Origin of the sequence: Polaromonas sp. (genome assembly GCF_030682935.1) — a bacterium.
GTDB lineage: Bacteria > Pseudomonadota > Gammaproteobacteria > Burkholderiales > Burkholderiaceae_C > Polaromonas.
The window spans coordinates 1-18,198 of sequence record NZ_JAUXNA010000110.1; the positions used below are offsets into that span (position 1 = coordinate 1).

At 60.9% G+C, this 18,198-nt stretch carries 16 protein-coding genes and 1 pseudogene; 14 read left to right on the forward strand and 3 right to left on the reverse strand.

Going from position 1 to position 18,198, the window contains the following annotated elements:
• Together Q8K05_RS05055 and Q8K05_RS05060 are read left to right on the forward strand one after the other, a co-directional pair.
• Positions 1-252 (forward strand): annotated as a pseudogene (locus Q8K05_RS05055) (dihydrolipoyl dehydrogenase); the annotation flags it as partial.
• A 189-nt stretch (positions 253-441) separates the two neighbouring features.
• Positions 442-918: a CopD family protein gene (locus Q8K05_RS05060; RefSeq protein ID WP_305245433.1), complete on the forward strand. Its 477-nt coding sequence runs from the start codon at positions 442-444 to the stop codon at positions 916-918.
• Between the two features lie 201 nt (positions 919-1,119).
• Here the strand turns inward: Q8K05_RS05060 and Q8K05_RS05065 are convergent, their stop codons facing one another.
• Positions 1,120-1,752, reverse strand: a complete 633-nt coding sequence (locus tag Q8K05_RS05065) for a C40 family peptidase (protein WP_305245434.1) — start codon at positions 1,750-1,752, stop codon at positions 1,120-1,122.
• A 175-nt stretch (positions 1,753-1,927) separates the two neighbouring features.
• A complete protein-coding gene (locus Q8K05_RS05070; protein ID WP_305245435.1) occupies positions 1,928-2,584 on the reverse strand; it encodes a LysE family transporter in 657 nt (218 codons plus the stop codon).
• Between the two features lie 104 nt (positions 2,585-2,688).
• Here Q8K05_RS05070 and Q8K05_RS05075 point away from each other — a divergent pair, with 104 nt between their 5' ends.
• The 8 genes from Q8K05_RS05075 to Q8K05_RS05110 all read left to right on the forward strand — a co-directional run bounded on the left by Q8K05_RS05075 (position 2,689) and on the right by Q8K05_RS05110 (position 8,859).
• On the forward strand, positions 2,689-3,498 hold the full coding sequence (locus Q8K05_RS05075) for an ABC transporter permease (protein WP_305245436.1): 810 nt from the start codon (positions 2,689-2,691) through the stop codon (positions 3,496-3,498).
• A 22-nt stretch (positions 3,499-3,520) separates the two neighbouring features.
• Positions 3,521-4,519 carry an MlaD family protein gene (locus Q8K05_RS05080; protein WP_305245437.1) on the forward strand — a complete coding sequence of 333 codons (999 nt, stop codon included), beginning with the start codon at positions 3,521-3,523 and terminating at the stop codon, positions 4,517-4,519.
• Positions 4,516-5,226, forward strand: coding sequence for a hypothetical protein (locus tag Q8K05_RS05085; RefSeq protein ID WP_305245438.1), 711 nt, complete (start codon positions 4,516-4,518; stop codon positions 5,224-5,226). Before Q8K05_RS05080 ends, Q8K05_RS05085 begins: the two co-directional genes overlap by 4 nt.
• Positions 5,223-5,528, forward strand: coding sequence for a hypothetical protein (locus Q8K05_RS05090; protein ID WP_305245439.1), 306 nt, complete (start codon positions 5,223-5,225; stop codon positions 5,526-5,528). Before Q8K05_RS05085 ends, Q8K05_RS05090 begins: the two co-directional genes overlap by 4 nt.
• A 227-nt stretch (positions 5,529-5,755) precedes the next feature.
• On the forward strand, positions 5,756-6,289 hold the full coding sequence (locus tag Q8K05_RS05095) for a hypothetical protein (protein WP_370868774.1): 534 nt from the start codon (positions 5,756-5,758) through the stop codon (positions 6,287-6,289).
• Entirely contained in the window at positions 6,286-7,551 is a 1,266-nt protein-coding gene (locus Q8K05_RS05100) for an Hsp70 family protein (protein ID WP_305245440.1), read from the forward strand. The genes Q8K05_RS05095 and Q8K05_RS05100 overlap by 4 nt, the downstream gene beginning before the upstream one ends.
• Before the next feature lie 71 nt (positions 7,552-7,622).
• A complete protein-coding gene (locus Q8K05_RS05105) occupies positions 7,623-8,078 on the forward strand; it encodes a DUF2721 domain-containing protein (RefSeq protein WP_305245441.1) in 456 nt (151 codons plus the stop codon).
• 157 nt (positions 8,079-8,235) lie between these two features.
• The gene (locus Q8K05_RS05110; RefSeq protein WP_305245442.1) at positions 8,236-8,859 is read left to right on the forward strand and encodes an isochorismatase family protein; all 624 of its coding nucleotides are present in this window, start codon (positions 8,236-8,238) and stop codon (positions 8,857-8,859) included.
• Positions 8,860-9,013: 154 nt separating this feature from the next.
• On the opposite strand, the gene Q8K05_RS05115 is transcribed toward Q8K05_RS05110, so the two are convergent.
• The gene (locus Q8K05_RS05115; RefSeq protein ID WP_305245443.1) at positions 9,014-10,744 is read right to left on the reverse strand and encodes an ABC transporter ATP-binding protein/permease; all 1,731 of its coding nucleotides are present in this window, start codon (positions 10,742-10,744) and stop codon (positions 9,014-9,016) included.
• Positions 10,745-11,017: 273 nt separating this feature from the next.
• Between Q8K05_RS05115 and Q8K05_RS05120 the strand changes: the two genes are divergently transcribed.
• From Q8K05_RS05120 to odhB, 4 genes are all read left to right on the forward strand, one after another.
• Entirely contained in the window at positions 11,018-12,004 is a 987-nt protein-coding gene (locus tag Q8K05_RS05120; RefSeq protein ID WP_305245444.1) for an MDR family oxidoreductase, read from the forward strand.
• 13 nt (positions 12,005-12,017) lie between these two features.
• Positions 12,018-13,943, forward strand: a complete 1,926-nt coding sequence (locus Q8K05_RS05125) for a propionate--CoA ligase (protein WP_305245448.1) — start codon at positions 12,018-12,020, stop codon at positions 13,941-13,943.
• Positions 13,944-14,191: 248 nt separating this feature from the next.
• Positions 14,192-17,080: a 2-oxoglutarate dehydrogenase E1 component gene (locus tag Q8K05_RS05130; RefSeq protein WP_305245445.1), complete on the forward strand. Its 2,889-nt coding sequence runs from the start codon at positions 14,192-14,194 to the stop codon at positions 17,078-17,080.
• A 47-nt stretch (positions 17,081-17,127) separates the two neighbouring features.
• The coding region (odhB, locus tag Q8K05_RS05135; protein WP_305245446.1) for a 2-oxoglutarate dehydrogenase complex dihydrolipoyllysine-residue succinyltransferase at positions 17,128-18,198 on the forward strand (1,071 nt) is incomplete at its 3' end.

The window sequence follows — 18,198 nt, forward strand, 5'->3', positions numbered from 1 at the left end:
GAAGGCGTCACCAAGCTCTTGTTTGATGACTCTCCCGAGGCGCATGGCCACGGCAAGATTCTGGGCGGCGGCATGGTCGGCACCCACGCGGGCGACATGATCGGCGAAATTGCGCTGGCCATCGAACTGGGCGCCGACGCGGTGGATATCGGCAAGACCATCCACCCCCACCCCACGCTGGGGGAGAGCATTGGCATGGCGGCGGAAGTGGCGCATGGCAGCTGCACCGACTTGCCGCCAGCGCGCAAGTAAATCCAGCGCACTTCCAAAAAAAGCCGCCACCATATAACTGAAAAGGGCTGGCGGCTTTTTTTTGTCTGTGCCGCCGTGCGGTGGCGGTTTCAAACCCTTATGAAACTTGCGCTTGAATGCGCAGTGCCGCTTCGCGGTGGCCACATCAGGCACACTTTGCGTTTAACAACAATTACATCCATTTCAATCATGTTTTACGCCGCCCTCAAAACCATCCATCTGTTGTCCATCATTGTCTGGATCGGCGGCATGGTGTTTGTACACTTCTTTTTACGGCCCGCCGTCGGCAAGCTGGAAGCGCCCGAGCGGGTGCGCCTGATGCACGATGTGCTGGGTCGCTTCTTCAAGGCCGTTCTGATTGCAGCCGGACTGGCTGTGGGGACGGGGGTATGGATGATTGGCCGCATTGCCAAGCAAACCGTTCAATCGGGCGGAAATTTCACGATGCCCGTCGAGTGGATGGTCATGGCGGCGCTGGGCCTGGTGATGGCTGCGATCTTCGGGCACATCCGCTTTGCGCTTTACAAGCGCCTGTCCAATGCCATCACGGCGACGGCCTGGCCTGCGGGCGCTGCGGCACTGGCCAGCATTCGCACCTGGGTGATGGTCAATCTGGTGATTGGCGTGGTGATTGTGGTGGTCACGCTGCTGGGCGTCTCCGGCTGATCAGCGCCTCATGACTCCGCACGCCAGGCTGCTCTGGCGTGCGTTGCGCATTCGGTGTCCGTTTTCGATGGGTTGCCAGATACCGACTTGTCGACTTGTCCCCGGCATAAAGCTGCGCCGGAAACTATCCAAAATGCAGTGCGGGTGTCTGGTGAAGCTTCGCTGGCAAAAAGCGGAAAAACCGCTTTTGTATCAGGCGGTTCAGTTGTGTATTACGGAGTCGCCTGAAAACGCCGAGAAGGGTGACGCTGCAGGGGGGATCGCGACGGGCGCCGTGGTCATGACAGCTTGCGCCGGCTGCGCTCCCGATACCCGGCGTGCGCCATCAAAGCGGCGCTGCCAGTAGCTCAAACCCATGCTCTCGACGCGTACTTCGGAGCCCGCTCTGGGGGAGTGGATGAACTTGCCGTCACCGATGTAAATACCGACGTGGCTGAAAGCACGCCGCATGGTATTGAAAAAAACCAGATCACCGGGTTGCAACTCGGTTTTTTCTATTTGTTGGGTGGCCGCGGCCTGTTGCTCCGCCTTGCGTGGCAACAGCAGGCCCACGCTTTGTTCGTACATGGCGCGTACAAAACCGCTGCAGTCAAAGCCGGTTTCCGCCGAAGCGCCCCCCCATTTGTAAGGCACCCCCAAAAAACCCATGGCATTAACCACCAGCTCGGAAGCCTTGTGGGTGACGCTTTGCCGGACCTGACTGATTTGTGTCAACAGGCCTTTGTCGAGCAGCAACTTGGCCATGTCGTCGTCTGAATTTCCGGGGGCCGCATGGGCACTGAATGCCAGCAGCGCAGCAGAAGCAATGACGAGGGCAGGGGTAATCATTCGCATGGCCGCAAGCATACTTGAAGGATTGGTCCTACGTCAATCTCAAGTTGTTTCTTCATTGCGTCGTCAAGCCATTGATTTGTAAGGGTTTAATACGGATGGGTGCATTTTTTTTGCTAACCATGCCCCCTTGAGGCGGGGCTCCCGCCGTCATCCTGGAAGCCGCCGCGGGGTAGTTTCAGATCGGCTGGGTCACCTGCTGGCTGCGCTTGACGAAAAACAGGCCCGCGCCCACCGCCATCAGCAGCCCGCCAAACAGGCGGTTTTGCAGTTTGATGGCTTGCGCATTTTTGAACAGCGTCTGCAAGCGGCTGGCCGCAAACGCATAACCGTGCATCACCACGGTGTCCACGGCCAACGTGGTCAGCGCAATCACCAGCAACTGGAGCCAGAGCGGACGGCCGGGGCTGATGAACTGCGGCAGCACCGCCACCATGAACACAATGCCTTTCGGGTTGGTGACGTTGGTCAAAAACCCCGAGAGCCAGCGCCTGCCCGGTGGCAGCACATCACCGCCAGCAGCGGACTCTCCCGCCTCGGGCGCCAAGGTGCCGGTTGAGCGCCACTGCGACCAGCCCAGGTAGATCAGGTAGGCGGCCCCCAGGGTTTTGACGATGCCAAAGGCCAGCTCGGAAGCCACCAGCAGCGACCCCACACCGGCGCCCGCCACCAGCAGGATCACCAGCAGACCGGCTTGCAGCCCGGCGATGGTCGCATGGGTGCGCTTCACGCCATAGTTCAGGCCGTGGCTCATGGCCAGAATGGCGCCCGAGCCGGGCGAGATCGCAATCAGCGTGGCCGCAAAAAAATAAGCCGTCCAGGTGTGAATATCCATAGCGTGTTGGGTGCTGTTTTCGGGTGATGTCAGGAAAATCGAGGTGAGTGCGGTGAAGGAGCCATCCTACAGGCACGCGGCAGGGCCGCCGTTATCATGCTCGAATGTCGAAGCTTACTTTGCAAACCTGGCTCGCGCAGACTGGCCGCGCCGCGCAGCAGTGGCTTACCGAGTGGTGGCGCCTGATTCAGCTGGGGGCCATGATTTTGGTGCTGACGCTGTCGCCGTCAAGCTACAGCCTGCAGAGTCGCCAGGTGCTGGTCCGGCACATCTACCTCAATACCGCCCCTATTTTATTGTGGTTCACCGTGCTCTGCGCGCTGGTGACAGTGGTGCTCACGCGCATTGTGCTGGTGACGGCGCTGAGCTACGGATTGTCGCAGTATGCGCTGCAGGTGGTGATTCGCGTGCTGGTACTGGAGCTGATTCCCCTGACCGCCGCGCTGTTTGTGGCGCTGCGCTGCACCATCCCGGACGGCGCCGAACTCACGGCGATGCAGGCCAGCGGCGAGCTGGACGAGATGCGCCGACAGGGGCTGGATCCGGTGCGGCGCGAGGTGCTGCCGCGCGTGGTCGCCGGCATGTTTTCGGGCATCACGCTGGCTGCGCTGAGCAGCGTTGTGGCGCTGGTGGTGGCCTATGTGGCGGGGTATGGCTTTACCGTATCGGGCATGGCGGCTTACACCCGGCTTTTCGGCCAGGTGTTCAGTCCGGCGGTCACGCTGATTTTTGTGCTGAAAACCTTGTTTTTTTCCCTGACGGTGTCCCTGATTCCCATGGCCTCGGCCTTGTACCGCATGCCCGGCATGCGCGGCGCCAGCGTGCGCACCAGTGCCGAAATGCGCGGGCTGGTCCGCATGTTTGCCGTGATCTTGCTGATTGAAGTGGCCTCGCTGGTCGGCAACTACTATTGACCCCCCTAAACACCGCCTGTTCATGACTTCACCCCCAGACCCCCAAGCCCCGCCTTCAGCCGGTCCTGAATCGGCAGAGCCCGCCCCTGCCCAACTGGCCAACCTGGAGTTCAAGGCCAGGCTGTTGATGCTCTTCATGCTGCTGCTGGTGTGCGGCTCGGTGCTGTTTGTGATGTATGCGCGCGGCGCCTTTGAACGCACCCAAAAACTCGTGCTGATCGCGGACGACTCCGAAGGCGTGGTGATTGGCATGGACCTCACGTTTTCCGGTTTTCCGATTGGCCGGGTGCGCCGCATCGAGCTGGCTGAAGACGGCAAAGCGCGTATTCTGGTTGACGTGGCGAGCAAGGATGCCCACTGGCTGCGCACCAGCAGCGTCTTCACGCTGGTGCGCGGCATTGTGGGCGGCACCAATATTCGCGCCTACACCGGCTTGCTGGCCGATCCTCTTTTGCCTGACGGCGCCGAGCGCGCGGTGCTGCAGGGCGACGCCAGTGCGGAAATTCCGAAAGTTGTTTCCGCCGCCAAAGACCTGATCGACAACCTCAATAGACTGACCAGCAGCAGCGGCGCAGTGGGCACCACCCTGGCCAACCTGCAGACCCTGACCGAGCGGCTTAACGGCCCTGGCGGCGCACTCACGGTGCTGCTCGGCAGCGAGCCGGAGGCCAAAAAGCTGCTCCTCACGCTGGACCGCACCAATACACTGTTGAGCCGGCTGGACGGCCTGGTGGCCAAAGCCGACACCCAGGTGTTTGGCGAGAAGGGCGTGATGCCCGAGACGCGCGCCAGCGTTGTTCAACTCAACGCCATGCTGGGCGAGGCGCGCACCAGCCTTAAAAAAGTCGACGCCATTCTGGTCGATGCCCAGGCCGTCAGTTCCAACGCCAAAGAGGCCACCGCTGACTTGGGCGCCTTGCGCGGGGAGGTCGAAGCCAGCCTGCGCAAGGTTGAAGGCCTGGTCAATGAGATCAACCGTAAATGGCCTTTTGCCCGTGATGCGGAGATCAAGCTGCCATGAAAACCGCAAAAAACAAGGTGACGACGATGCGATGGACCGCTTCGTTCGCGGGTGTCTGTGCGCTCCTGCTGGGCGGCTGTGCCAGCGGACCCAAGCCGCCAGACTGGCAACTGGAAGCGAAGGGCGCGATGGAACGTTCGGTGGCGGCCTACATGGAAGGCAACAGCCGGGTCGAGCAGGCCGAGCTGGCGCGCGCGCGCAGCCAGCTTGCGCGCACCGGCCGCGCCGACCTGCTGGCCACGGCCGAGCTGCTGCATTGCGCGACCCGCGTGGCCAGCCTGGTGTTGGAGTCCTGTGCGGGTTTTGAGGCCTTGCACCCGGATGCAACCGAGGCCCAGCGTGCCTACGCCGACTACCTGCTCGGCCAGGTGACTCCGCAAGGCATCGCCTTGCTGCCGGCCCCACAACGCGCCGCTGCCGCCGGCAACGCGGGCGCCGTCCAGGGTATCGCCGATCCGCTGTCGCAGCTGGTTGCCGCTGGCGTGCTGCTGCGAACCGGCAAAGCCAACCCGGCGCTCATCGCGCAGGCGATTGACACCGCATCGGCGCAAGGCTGGCGTCGCCCGCTGCTGGCCTGGCTCAATGTGCAGGCTCAGCGCGCAGAATTGGCGGGAGAGGCTGATGCGGCCGCCACGCTGCGCCGCAGGATCAAGATCACGCAAGGCAGCGCTTTACCCGCAAGAGACTCCGCGAAGGAAGACAAGTGAGTTACACCCTCAGGCTTTATGCCTATGAAGAAGATGTTTCCCCGGAGGCGCTGCAGGCCGCAGAGCAGCGCTTCAAAGCCGCGCTGGACGCCACGCTGGGCGATGCCAGCCTGGTTGCGCCGGTGTATGCCGCATACATGCGGCTCGTGGCGAGCTACGGCGAAGCGCCGGCGAAAGACGCCCTGTCGCCCGGCGAGCTGGAAATTTTCAGCCAGTGGCAGGCGGCCGAGTCCGCTGCCGTGACGGCCGCCTTGGGCCCCCATCGCTACATGGGTGACGCGCAGTTCGATATTCGCAGTTGATTTTTTAACTATTAAAAATATAGCTATAAAGTACCGTAGCTATTGGGCTAAATGCATATTTAATGCTGAAAATTCTTGAAGAAAAAGTGGCGGCTCAATCTTCAGTTTTTTCATTGCCTGCGGCTTGCACCGGGTGCAGCGAACAGTAAAATGCCCCTCCCGCGTTTGCAACGCCGTTTTGCCGGCGCCTTGCCTGCCCCCGAATTTTCTACCTGAGTGATTGCGCATTGACCGACTCCCGCATCCCGCCGCCTGATCTGGCCGCTGAATCTCCCTTTGAAACTATTCAAAAAACACAGGAACCACGTCTTTGGCGCGGCGACGGCTGGACTGCGCAGGTCCTTAAAAATGAAGATGACGACGGCTGGGCGGTGGCGATGATCAAGGACGGCGAGCCCGAGCCCGCACTGGTCGGCCCCTGGACCATGGGGCGCGACAAAAAGAACCCCAAACCGCTGGATGTCAACGCCTTCAACACGCTGGTCAAAACCGCCTCTGAATTTGTCCGCAGGCACGAGCAGCAGCTGCACGCCACGCTGCACCAGCGCATCACGGTCAGCGCCAAATTGGCCCGCATCACCGTCTCGCTCGACATTGTTCCGGACGAGGACAACCCTTACGCGCTGCTCAGCGCCCACGAGGAAGGCAATGAAGATGGCGAGCCGCTGGCGCAGGTGCGCGTAGCGCCCTCGTTCAATCTCAACCGCGCCAGCGCCACGCAGTGGGTTGAGAGCGACTTTCCGAAGCCGGCCGAGCGATGAGCGCGCAAATCGAATTTGAGGCGTGCGGGATTGACTTCGGCACCTCCAACTCCACCGCAGGCTGGAGTCGTCCCGGGCAAAGCGCCCTGCTGGCCCTGGAAGACGGCAAGCCGACCCTGCCGTCGGTCATTTTCTTCAATGCAGAAGAAGCCCGCGTCAGCTATGGCCGTGCCGCACTGACCGACTACCTGGCTGGGCACGAGGGGCGCCTGATGCGTTCGCTCAAAAGCCTGCTGGGCACCTCCATGATTGACGAGCACACCGAAGTCATGGGCCGTGCCTTGCCGTTTCGCGAGCTGCTGGCGCAGTTTATCGGCGAGCTCAAGCGCCGGGCCGAGCGCGCTGCCGGGCGTGAATTTACCCGCGCCGTGCTGGGGCGCCCCGTGTTTTTTATTGATGATGACGCCCAGGCCGATCAGCGCGCCGAAAACACGCTGGCCGACATTGCGCGCAAGGCCGGGCTGCGCGACATCGCCTTCCAGTACGAACCGATTGCCGCTGCCTTTGACTACGAGTCGCAAATCTCGCGCGAAGAGCTGGTGCTGGTGGTCGACATTGGCGGCGGCACGTCCGACTTCACGCTGATTCGTGTCGGGCCCGAGCGCGCCCAGCGCGCCGAGCGCCGTGACGACATTCTGGCCAGCGGCGGCGTCCACATTGGCGGCACCGATTTTGACAAGGTGCTGAGCCTGGCCAGCGTGATGCCCCTGCTGGGGCTGGGCAGCCCGCTGAAAAGCGGCCTCGAAGTGCCGTCGGCACAGTACTTCAACCTGGCGACCTGGCACACCATCAACTTGGCCTATACCAAAAAAGCCTGGTCACAGATCACCGACCTGCACCGCGACGCGAGTGACAAGCCCAAGCTGGCCCGGCTGCAGAGCCTGGTCCGCGAACGCGCGGGCCACTGGCTGGCCATGCAGGTCGAGGAGGCCAAAATAAAATTGTCGAACGCCCCCGAGGCGCAGATCGACATTGACCGCATTGCGGCCGGCGAAACCGTGACCCTGCACCGCGCCGACCTGGACCGGGCTATCGATGCGCTGGTCACTTCCGTCGAGCGCACCGTGGCGCGTCTGCTGCGTGATGCCGGTGTGGCGGCGGCGGGCATAGACACGGTGTTTTTCACCGGCGGCTCCAGCGGCGTGCCCTTGCTGCGCGAGCGCGTGCTGGCGCTGGCACCCCAGGCCCGCTGCGTGGAGGGCGATCTGTTTGGCAGCATTGGCGCGGGCCTGGCGCTCGATGCCAAGCGCAAGTTTGGCTAAAAACCATGGCTAGGCCGCATTTCGCGTGACAGAATGAGCGAACCATCAACCACTTGCAGCGGGAGCCCAGCATGAATTTTGCGCCTGACCTGGCGACGGTCACGCACGGCATACAGCTGGCCGTGGCGCCGGTGTTTCTGCTGACCGCCGTTTCCGGAATGATTGCCGCCGTGGCCGGCCGCTTGGCCCGGATCATTGACCGTGCCCGCTTTCTTGAAAACCGGCTCGAGGACGGGGGCGTTCAGGAGTCACGGGCCGCCCGCATGTATGCGGAACTGCGGCAGCTCAGGCGCCGCGGCTGGCTGGTCAATATCTGCATTGCCCTGCTGACGTTTTGCGCGATTCTGATCGGCATGACGATTATTTTGCTGTTCCTGGGCGAAACCAGCGACCTGCCCATTTTTAGAATCGCCACGGTGTGCTTTCTGTCCGGCGTCGTCTGCTTTTTGTCGGCGCTGGTGTGTTTTCTGGCTGAAACGCTGCTGGCCACGCGCCTGCTCAAGTTTGCGGAGTTACCGGCCCAGTAGCGGAGCGGGCTCCGGAATAAGCATTAAAAATACCGTTTACCCATAAAGGACGGGTTAAGTAAGCTATTAAAAGAGTAGCTATTCTGAAACCAGCACAAGATTTTCAATTGCGGGCGTCCAAGCATTTTGGGCGCTCGCCTCACTTTCAGGAATAAACATGTTGCTCGATGCCGATGACTCCCAACTCGTACTGGTGGACTACCAAGCCCGCCTGATGCCCGCCATTTTTGAAAATGAACTGGTCGTTGCCAACGCCGTGCGGCTGGCCCGCATGGCACGCATCATGGAGGTGCCAGTATGGGGCACCGCCCAAAACCCCGACAAACTGGGCCAGAACCTGCCCGAGTTGCAGGCGGCCATTGATTCAGCCGGCGGAAAAACCCTGGCCAAGATGCATTTCAGCGCCGTCGCCGATGGCCTGGTCGAATGGTTGCGCCCGCCAGCGCGCAAAGCCCCCACCGGCGGCAATGCCCGCAGCCTGCCCAAGCACATGCAAAAACCACCCGAGCCGCAAGAAGAGGGCAGAAGCATGATCGTGATGGCTGGCTGCGAGGCCCATGTCTGCCTGATGCAGACCGCGCTGGAACTGCTCGAAGAAGAGTTTGACGTGTGGGTGGTGACCGACGCCTGCGGTTCCCGCAGCGAGCGCAACCGCGACGCTGCTTTTGATCGCTTGGCCGGCGCCGGTGCCGAGCTGGTAACGACGGAGATGGTGGCGTTTGAGTGGCTGCGTACGGCGGAGCATGAGCGGTTCAAGGATATTTTGACCCTGATCAAATAAGCGGCGAGCAAGCCGGGGCCGTTCATCGCTGAACCAGGCTTCGGCGGCCTTTTATTTGCTACTTATTCGATAGCTGAAAATGTCCGTATTTATTGGGCTATCGACCAGTTGAATACGCAATAAATGAAGATACGACCGTAATTACCCAAGTTATTTACGGCACCTGGCGATATCCGCTCGCCTCGTGCAGCATCCAGCGGCCATTCCCGGGCAACTCCAGCACCCATTGGTGGTGCTTCACGATGGCCGGGTGGTGGCTCACGCTGACCGGTGTGATCGACAGGCCGGCCAGCTGGCCGTACAGGCGCTCTTCATTGCCCGCATCCAGGGCGCTGGTGGCCTCGTCAAGCAGCAGGTAGCGCGGCTTGGCGAGCAAGGCCCGGGCAAAAGCCAGCCGCTGCTGCTCGCCGACCGACAGCACCCTGGACCAGTCCAGTTCGGCGCCCAGACCGCCGAAACGCTCGGCCAGCGTCGGCAAATTCACCTGCTCCAGCCACTGCAGCAGCTCTTCGTCCGAAATGTTGCGCTCTGTTTGCGGGTAGGTCAGCTGGCAGCGCAGGTCGCCCAGCGGCAAATAAGGCTGCTGGGGCAGGAACAGCATGTCCGCACCGGCCGGGCGGGTGACTTCGCCCGAGCCCGTGTTCCAGAGCCCGGCAATCACCCGCAGCAGCGAACTCTTGCCGGTGCCGCTGGGCCCGACGATCAGCAGTCCCTCACCCGGCTTGACGGCCAGCGTGAGCCCTTGAACCAGCAGGTGCTCGCGATTGGGTGTGTGTATGGTCAGGCGCTCAAGGGCGAGCTCAAAGCCATGCACCGTGTGAATCTGCTGGGGGCCGTCGTCGGGGGTGATGGCGGGCTGGCCAGCCTCCATATCCAGGGCTTCCGAGAAGGCATGCAGCCGGTCAACACCGGCGGAAAAGCGGCTAAGACTCTCGAAATGCTCAACGATCACGGTCAAGGCGCTCAGGATGGCCGCGAACGCGCCAGCGGCCTGGATCGCCCGGCCGACTTCCAGCTTGCCGGAAAGCACATCGTTGGCAATGATCACGGTGGGCAGCACGATGGTCAGAAAACCATGGGCGTACTGAAAGAGGTTGAGCTTGAACTGCCAGCGCAGCACCTGCTGGTAGTTGGCGTAGGCCGCCGCAAAGATACGCTGCAGCGCCGACATTTCGCGCGCCTCGCCGTCGTGAAAGGCAATCGGTTCCGCATGTTCACGCACCCGCACCAGGCTGAAGCGAAAGTCTGCCTCGCGCTGCAGCTGGCGAAAGTTCAGCCCGATCAGCCGCTTGCCGAACACCGAGCCGGTGAACACGGTGCTGAGCACCGCATAGCCGATCAGAAAGTAGACCAGCCCCTGCGAGATCGTCCACAGCACGCTGGAAAAGGCAAGCAACTGGATCACCGAGCCCAGCACGATCATCGAAAAATACAGCGACTGCTGGGTGAAACTGTTGATGTCCTCTGCGATGCGCTGGTCGGGGTTGTCGATGCCTGCGGCGGTGTTGAGCCGGTAGTAGGCGCGCTGATGAAAATAGCGCGCCAGAAAGCGGTCCGTGAGCCAGCGGCGCCAGCGCAAGCCCAGCGTGTCGCGCACGTAGTAGTAAAGGGCATAAATCGGCACTGCCGCCACGAGGATGGCCGTGTAGCGCCAGATCGAGGTCCAGAAGCGTTCGGTATCGCGTGCGGCCAGGGCCGAGGTGAATTCGCCTGTTTCCTGGTTGAACAGCACGTTGAAGGCGGTCTGCCCCAGCAGCAGCACGACCAGCAGGGTCAGCATGCCCCGGGCACGCCAGCGTTCATCCGAGAGCCAGAAAGGCCGCGCGATCGTGACGAAGCGTCGCCACAGTTGGGCGTTGAAGCCAGGTTTTTCCTCGGTCGTCATGGGCGTCTGCATCGGTTGCGCTGTCTGCCGATTGGATACGAAAAGGTCAAAGTTGTGGCGTGCGGGAACGGAAAAATTCATTTTTAAGCATAAAAAGTGCCTGTAGCCCAATAGTTACGGGAATAAGAGGCTATTTATTTGATAGCGCCGGTTCGTGCCGCATCCTGCTCGAATCGTCGCCGTCAGCTTGCCGCAAGACCGATGTTCATAATTAAGAATTCAGTTTCAACGTCTTAATGGCGCTTTTTTGCGCTCACTTTCCGGAGAAAGCCTTTGTTCAAGTCCCTTCAACTCAGCAAAACCGACGCGGGTTTTTCGGCCGCGATCGTTGACACCGATGAATCGCAGTTGCCTGCAGGTGACGTGCTGGTTCGGGTGGATTACTCCACGCTGAACTACAAGGACGGCCTGGCGATTACCAACACGGCCCCGGTGGTGCGCAACTGGCCCATGGTGGCGGGCATCGATGGGGCAGGCACGGTGCTGGAATCGATCCACGCTGCCTGGAAAACCGGCGACAAGTTTGTCCACAACGGCTGGGGCCTGGGCGAAACCCGCTGGGGCCTGATGTCTGAGCGGGCCCGCCTGCAGGGCGACTGGCTGGTGAAGTTGCCGCCGGCCTTCACTACGCGGCAGGCCATGGCGATCGGCACGGCCGGCTACACCGCCATGCTGTGCGTGCTGGCGCTGGAGCAGCATGGCTTGACGCCTGCAAGTGCGGCGGGGGCTGAAGTGCTGGTCACGGGTGCCACCGGCGGCGTCGGCAGCGTGGCGGTGGCTTTGCTCAGCAAGCTGGGCTACACCGTGGTGGCCGCTACCGGCAAGGCCAGTGAAGAAAGTTATTTGAAGCAGCTGGGGGCCACCCGCGTGATGGACCGGGCCGAATTGTCTGCGCCCGGCAAGCCGCTGCAAAAAGAGCGCTGGGCGGCCGTGGTGGATGCCGTGGGCTCGCACACCTTGGCCAATGCCTGTGCGCAAACGCGCTACGGCGGCGTGGTGGCGGCCTGCGGGCTGGCGCAAGGGGCGGATTTCCCGGCCACGGTGATGCCGTTCATCTTGCGCAGCGTGACGCTGGCAGGCATTGACAGCGTGATGGCGCCGCTGGCCAAGCGCCAGTTGGCCTGGGAGCGCCTCGCAGCCGATCTGGATCCTGAAAAGCTCGAATCCATGATTGAAGAAGTCCCCTTGGCGCGTGCTGTGGAAAAAGCGGCGGACCTGATGGCGGGCAAGGTCCGTGGCCGCGTGGTAGTCAAAATTTAAACCAGCAAAAACAATCCGGAGACAAGCCATGACAAGCTACGCAGACTTTTATCGCCAATCCATAGACCAGCCCGACGCCTTCTGGTCCGAACAGGCCAAGTTGATTGAATGGCACAAGCCCTTTGACCGGGTCTGCAACTACGACAATCCGCCGTTCGTGCAATGGTTTGAAGGCGGCCAGACCAACCTGTGCCACAACGCCGTGGACCGGCACCTGGCAGACCGTGCCGGCCAGGCCGCGCTGATTGCCATTTCGAGCGAAACCGGTAGCGAGAGAACCTATACCTTCCAGGACCTGCACGGTGAAGTGCAGCGCATGGCCGCCAGCCTGAAAGCGCTGGGCGTAGCCAAAGGCGACCGCGTGCTGATCTACATGCCGATGATTGCCGAAGCCGCCTTTGCCATGCTGGCTTGCGCGCGCATTGGCGCGATTCACTGCGTGGTGTTTGGCGGCTTTGCCAGCGGCTCGCTGGCTTCGCGCATTGAAGACGCCGCGCCCAAGGTGATTGTGAGCGCCGATGCCGGTTCACGCGGCGGCAAGGCCCTGGCGTACAAGCCGCTGCTGGACGAGGCGATACGCCTGTCCAGCCACAAACCCGACGCCGTGCTGCTGGTCGACCGCGGCCTGGCATCCATGGAATGGGTGGCTGGCCGCGACCATCTCTGGAACGAGTTGCGCGAAACGCATGCCGATGCCCATGTGCCGTGCGAATGGCTGGATTCGACCGCCATCAGCTACACCATTTACACCAGCGGCACCACCGGCAAGCCCAAAGGCGTGCAGCGCGACACCGGCGGCTACACCGTGGCGCTGGCCGCCAGCATGAAGCACATCTTTGATGGCCGCGCCGGCGAAACCTTCTTTTCAACCAGCGACATCGGCTGGGTCGTGGGCCACAGCTACATCGTCTATGGCCCGCTGATTGCCGGCATGGCCACCATCATGTACGAAGGCCTGCCGACGCAGGGCATGGACAAGCAGCCCCATGGCGGCATCTGGTGGGAACTGGTCGAAAAGTACAGGGTCACGGTCATGTTCAGCGCGCCAACTGCGGTGCGCGTGCTGAAAAGGCAGGACCCCGCACTGCTGACGAAATACGACTTGTCGAGCTTGCGCGCGCTGTTTCTGGCGGGCGAGCCACTGGACGAACCCACGGCGCGCTGGATCAGCGAAGGGCTGAATGTTCCCATCATCGACAACTACTGGCAAACCGAAAGCGGCTGGCCGATTTTGACGATTGCCAACGGCGTGGAGAAAAAGCCCAGCAAGTTTGGCAGCCCCGGCATTCCAATGTACGGCTACAACGTCAAGCTGCTGCATGAGTCCACCGGCGAAGAACTGACTGTGCCGGGCGAAAAAGGCGTGGTGGTCATCGAAGGCCCGACGCCTCCGGGCTTCATGCAGACCATCTGGAAAGATGACAAGCGCTTTGTCGACACCTACTGGAAGAGCGTGCCAAGCAAGCTGGTTTACAGCACCTTTGACTGGGGCATACGCGACGCGGACGGCTACTACTTCATTCTGGGCCGCACCGATGATGTGATCAACGTGGCGGGCCACCGGCTCGGCACGCGCGAGATTGAGGAAAGTATCTCTGGCCATCCGCAAGTAGCCGAGGTGGCGGTGGTCGGCGTGGCCGATGCGCTGAAAGGGCAGGTCGCCATGGCCTTTGCCGTACTCAAGGACTCCAGCCTCGCGCAAGACAGTGCGGCAGCGCTCAAGCTTGAGGGGGAGATCATGAAGCTGGTGGACGGTGACCTGGGCGCGGTCGCGCGGCCCGCGAGGGTTCGCTTTGTGACGGCCTTGCCAAAAACCCGCAGCGGAAAACTGCTGCGCCGCGCCATACAAGCGGTGTGCGAAGGCCGCGACGCCGGAGATTTGACCACGATGGACGACCCGGCGGCCTTGCAACAGATCAAGGACAAGGTCGCCGTCTGATGACCGCATCGCTCTGCGCGATACGGTCATGATGAATACAAAAGCTGAGCGCCCTGCGGCCAGCTTTTGCCGCCAAATACCAATGCATCTTTTACCGTCATTACGGTTAGGTGGCACAATTGAGTTTGTTTCTGACGGTCCTTCCTGCCACAGTCGCATCCGCTAATCGGTCCAGCCGTGTTGCGGAAGGTTAATTAACCAGCTTTAACCAGCTAATGTTTCCCCAAGGGAAACGGAGGTCAGCGGATATGAGTTCCAACTCGCAGTCACCTGCATCTGTCTACACTGCCTATCAGGGCAATACTTATCTTTTCGGCGGCAATGCGCCCTATGTCGAAGAGATGTACGAAAACTACTTGTCCAATCCGGCTAGCGTGCCGGACAACTGGCGTGAGTATTTCGATGCCCTTCAACACGTGCCTGCGGTTGATGGCAGCAACGCCAAAGACGTTCCCCACTTGCCGGTCGTCAATGCTTTTGCCGAGCGCGCCAAGCTGGGCCAAACCAAGGTCGTCGTGGCCAGTGCCGATTCCGAACTGGGACGCAAGCGCACGGCGGTCCAGCAACTGATTGCCGCTTACCGCAACGTTGGTGCCCGCTGGGCCGATCTGGACCCCCTCAAACGCGCCGAGCGCGACAATATTCCCGAACTGGATCCGTCTTTCTACGGCTTCACCGATGCGGACCAGGAGACGGTGTTCAACACGAGCAATACCTTCTTTGCCAACGAAACCATGAGTTTGCGCGAGCTGATGAACGCGCTGCGCGAAACGTATTGCGGCACGATTGGCGCCGAATACATGTACGCCACTGACCAGAACCAGAAGCGCTGGTGGCAGCAAAAATTGGAGACCATTCGCAGCAAGCCCAATTTCACCAAAGAGAAAAAGCTGCACATTCTTGATCGGCTCACGGCAGCCGAGGGCATCGAGCGCTTCTTGCACACAAAGTATGTGGGCCAAAAGCGCTTTTCGCTGGAAGGCGGCGAAAGCTTTATCGCCAGCATGGACGAGTTGATCCAGCGCGGCGGCGAAATCGGCGTGCAGGAAATCGTCATCGGCATGGCGCACCGCGGCCGACTCAATGTGCTGGTCAACTCCCTGGGTAAAGTGCCCGCCAACCTGTTTGCCGAGTTTGACCATACGGCCCCTGAAGACTTGCCCAGCGGTGACGTCAAGTACCACCAGGGCTTCAGCTCTGATGTAACGACCCCGGGCGGCCCCGTCCACCTGTCGCTGGCATTCAATCCGTCCCACCTTGAGATTGTTAACCCCGTGGTCGAAGGCTCGGTGCGCGCCCGCATGGACCGCCGGGATGACCCGAAAGGTTTGCAGGTGTTGCCGGTGCTGGTGCATGGCGACGCGGCTTTTGCCGGGCAGGGCGTGGTCATGGAAACGCTGGCGCTGGCTGAAACCCGCGGCTACTTCACGGGCGGAACCGTGCATCTTGTCATCAACAACCAGATTGGGTTTACCACCAGCGACCCCCGCGACAGCCGATCCACCCTGTATTGCACCGATGTGGTGAAGATGATTGAAGCACCGGTGCTGCACGTGAACGGCGACGACCCGGAAGCCGTGGTGCTCGCGACCCAGCTGGCGCTTGAATTCCGCATGGAATTCCAGAAAGATGTCGTTGTCGACATCGTTTGTTTCCGCAAGCTGGGCCACAACGAGCAGGATACGCCTGCACTGACCCAGCCCTTGATGTACAAAAAGATCGCGCAACACCCCGGTACGCGCCGGCTGTATGCTGACAAGCTGACGGCGCAGGGCATGGGTGAGACCCTGGGCGACGATATGGTCAAGGCCACGCGTGCCGCCCTCGATGCGGGAAAGAGTACGTTTGACCCGGTGGTCACCAACTTTAAAAGCAAGTACGCCGTCGACTGGAGTCCTTATCTCGGCAAGAAATGGACCGACGCCGGGGAAACCGCCATCCCGATGTCCGAGTGGAAACGCCTGGCCGAAAGGATCACCACCATCCCTTCCACGGTAACGCCTCATAACCTGGTTAAAAAGGTCTATGACGATCGTGCGGCCATGGGTCGTGGCGATATTCCGGTCGACTGGGGTATGGGCGAGCACATGGCATTCGCGTCGCTGGTGGCCAGCGGCTACCCGGTGCGTTTGTCCGGTGAAGACTGCGGACGGGGCACATTTACCCACCGCCACTCCGTGATCCACGACCAGAGCCGCGAGAAATGGGATACCGGCACCTATGTGCCGCTGCAAAATGTGGCCGAAAACCAGGCTCCGTTTGTCGTGATCGACTCCATCCTGTCCGAAGAAGCCGTGCTGGCCTTTGAGTACGGCTACGCGTCCAACGATCCGAGCACTTTGGTGATCTGGGAAGCCCAGTTTGGCGACTTTGCCAATGGCGCACAGGTCGTGATTGATCAGTTCATTGCTTCTGGCGAGGTGAAGTGGGGGCGTGTCAATGGCATCACGCTGATGCTGCCGCACGGCTATGAAGGCCAGGGGCCCGAGCACAGCTCGGCGCGTCTGGAGCGCTTCATGCAATTGTCGGCCGACGCCAACATGCAGGTGGTTCAACCCACGACGGCCAGCCAGATTTTCCACATTTTGCGTCGCCAGATGGTGCGTAACTTGCGTAAACCACTGATCATCATGACGCCCAAGTCATTGCTGCGCAACAAGGATGCGGCTTCGCCGCTGTCCGAGTTCACCAAAGGCAGCTTTCAGACCGTCATTCCTGAGAACCGGGAAGAGATCATCAAAAAGGCCGACAAGGTCAAACGCATCATCGCCTGCTCGGGCAAGGTGTACTACGACCTGGTCAAAGCGCGTGAAGAAAAGGGCATCGACGATGCCGTGATTTTGCGCATCGAGCAGCTTTACCCGTTCCCGCACAAAGCGTTTGCGGCCGAGCTGAAAAAATACCCTAACGCCACCGATATTGTGTGGTGCCAGGATGAGCCGCAAAACCAGGGTGCCTGGTTCTTTGTCCAGCATTACATCCACGAGAACATGTTTGAAGGCCAGAAATTGGGTTACTCCGGACGGGCCGCATCGGCTTCCCCTGCCGCAGGTTATTCGCACCTGCACCAGGAACAGCAAAAGGCTCTGGTGAATGGCGCTTTTGGCAAGCTCAAGGGTTTTGTGCTGACCAAGTAAGGTCGCGCCAGTTTCTCATCACACAAGAATTATCCGAAAGAATCAAAATGGCCATCGTAGAAGTCAAAGTTCCCCAGTTGTCCGAATCTGTGGCGGAAGCCACCATGTTGCAGTGGAAAAAGAAGGTCGGCGATGCCATCGCTATCGACGAAATCCTGATTGAAATCGAGACCGACAAAGTCGTGCTCGAGGTGCCAGCGCCATCTGCTGGCGTACTGGTCGAACTGGTCGTTGCAGACGGCGGCACCGTGGTAGCCGATCAGCTGATCGCAAGAATTGACACGGAAGGCAAGGCTGGCGCTGTCGCGCCTGCAGCGGCAGCCGCTGCGCCTTCCGCTGCCACTGCTTCCGCACCTGCCCCCGCAGCAGGTGGCTCCATGGCGGGTGTGCCCATGCCGTCAGCTGCAAAGCTGATGGCAGACAACAACCTGGCTTCAGGTTCCGTGCCTGGAACCGGCAAGGACGGCCGTGTTACCAAGGGTGACGTGCTGAGCGCAACGGCGACCGGTGCTGCTAAATCGGTAGCTGCCAGTGCAATTCCGACGGGTGTTCCCACCAGTTCTTTGCCGCAAGTTGCCGCGCCTTCCAAGCCCGCCGATCTGGGCGAGCGCCCGGAGCAGCGCGTGCCCATGAGCCGCCTGCGCGCCCGGATTGCCGAGCGCCTGCTGCAGTCACAGTCGACCAACGCCATCCTGACGACCTTTAATGAAGTCAACATGGCGCCGGTGATGGAAATGCGCAAGCGCTTCCAGGACAAGTTCGAGAAGGCCCATGGCGTCAAGATCGGCTTCATGAGCTTTTTTGTGAAAGCAGCGGTTCATGCGCTGAAAAAATACCCGGTGCTCAATGCATCGGTGGATGGCAATGACATCGTCTATCACGGCTACTTTGACATCGGTATCGCCGTCGGGTCACCACGCGGCCTGGTTGTTCCGATTTTGCGCAATGCCGACCAGATGAGCTTTGCCGAGATCGAGAAGAAGATTGCTGAATACGGTGCCAAGGCGCGTGACGGCAAACTGGGCATTGAAGAAATGACCGGCGGCACCTTCTCCATCTCCAACGGTGGCGTGTTTGGCTCCATGCTGTCCACCCCCATCATCAACCCACCGCAGTCC

Coding starts and splice junctions, on each gene's coding strand:
- Q8K05_RS05060 (WP_305245433.1), top strand. CDS start 442: ATGTTTTACGCCGCCCTCAAAACCATCCATCTGTTGTCCATCATTGTC.
- Q8K05_RS05065 (WP_305245434.1), bottom strand. CDS start 1,752: ATGCGAATGATTACCCCTGCCCTCGTCATTGCTTCTGCTGCGCTGCTG.
- Q8K05_RS05070 (WP_305245435.1), bottom strand. CDS start 2,584: ATGGATATTCACACCTGGACGGCTTATTTTTTTGCGGCCACGCTGATT.
- Q8K05_RS05075 (WP_305245436.1), top strand. CDS start 2,689: ATGTCGAAGCTTACTTTGCAAACCTGGCTCGCGCAGACTGGCCGCGCC.
- Q8K05_RS05080 (WP_305245437.1), top strand. CDS start 3,521: ATGACTTCACCCCCAGACCCCCAAGCCCCGCCTTCAGCCGGTCCTGAA.
- Q8K05_RS05085 (WP_305245438.1), top strand. CDS start 4,516: ATGAAAACCGCAAAAAACAAGGTGACGACGATGCGATGGACCGCTTCG.
- Q8K05_RS05100 (WP_305245440.1), top strand. CDS start 6,286: ATGAGCGCGCAAATCGAATTTGAGGCGTGCGGGATTGACTTCGGCACC.
- Q8K05_RS05105 (WP_305245441.1), top strand. CDS start 7,623: ATGAATTTTGCGCCTGACCTGGCGACGGTCACGCACGGCATACAGCTG.
- Q8K05_RS05110 (WP_305245442.1), top strand. CDS start 8,236: ATGTTGCTCGATGCCGATGACTCCCAACTCGTACTGGTGGACTACCAA.
- Q8K05_RS05115 (WP_305245443.1), bottom strand. CDS start 10,744: ATGACGACCGAGGAAAAACCTGGCTTCAACGCCCAACTGTGGCGACGC.
- Q8K05_RS05130 (WP_305245445.1), top strand. CDS start 14,192: ATGAGTTCCAACTCGCAGTCACCTGCATCTGTCTACACTGCCTATCAG.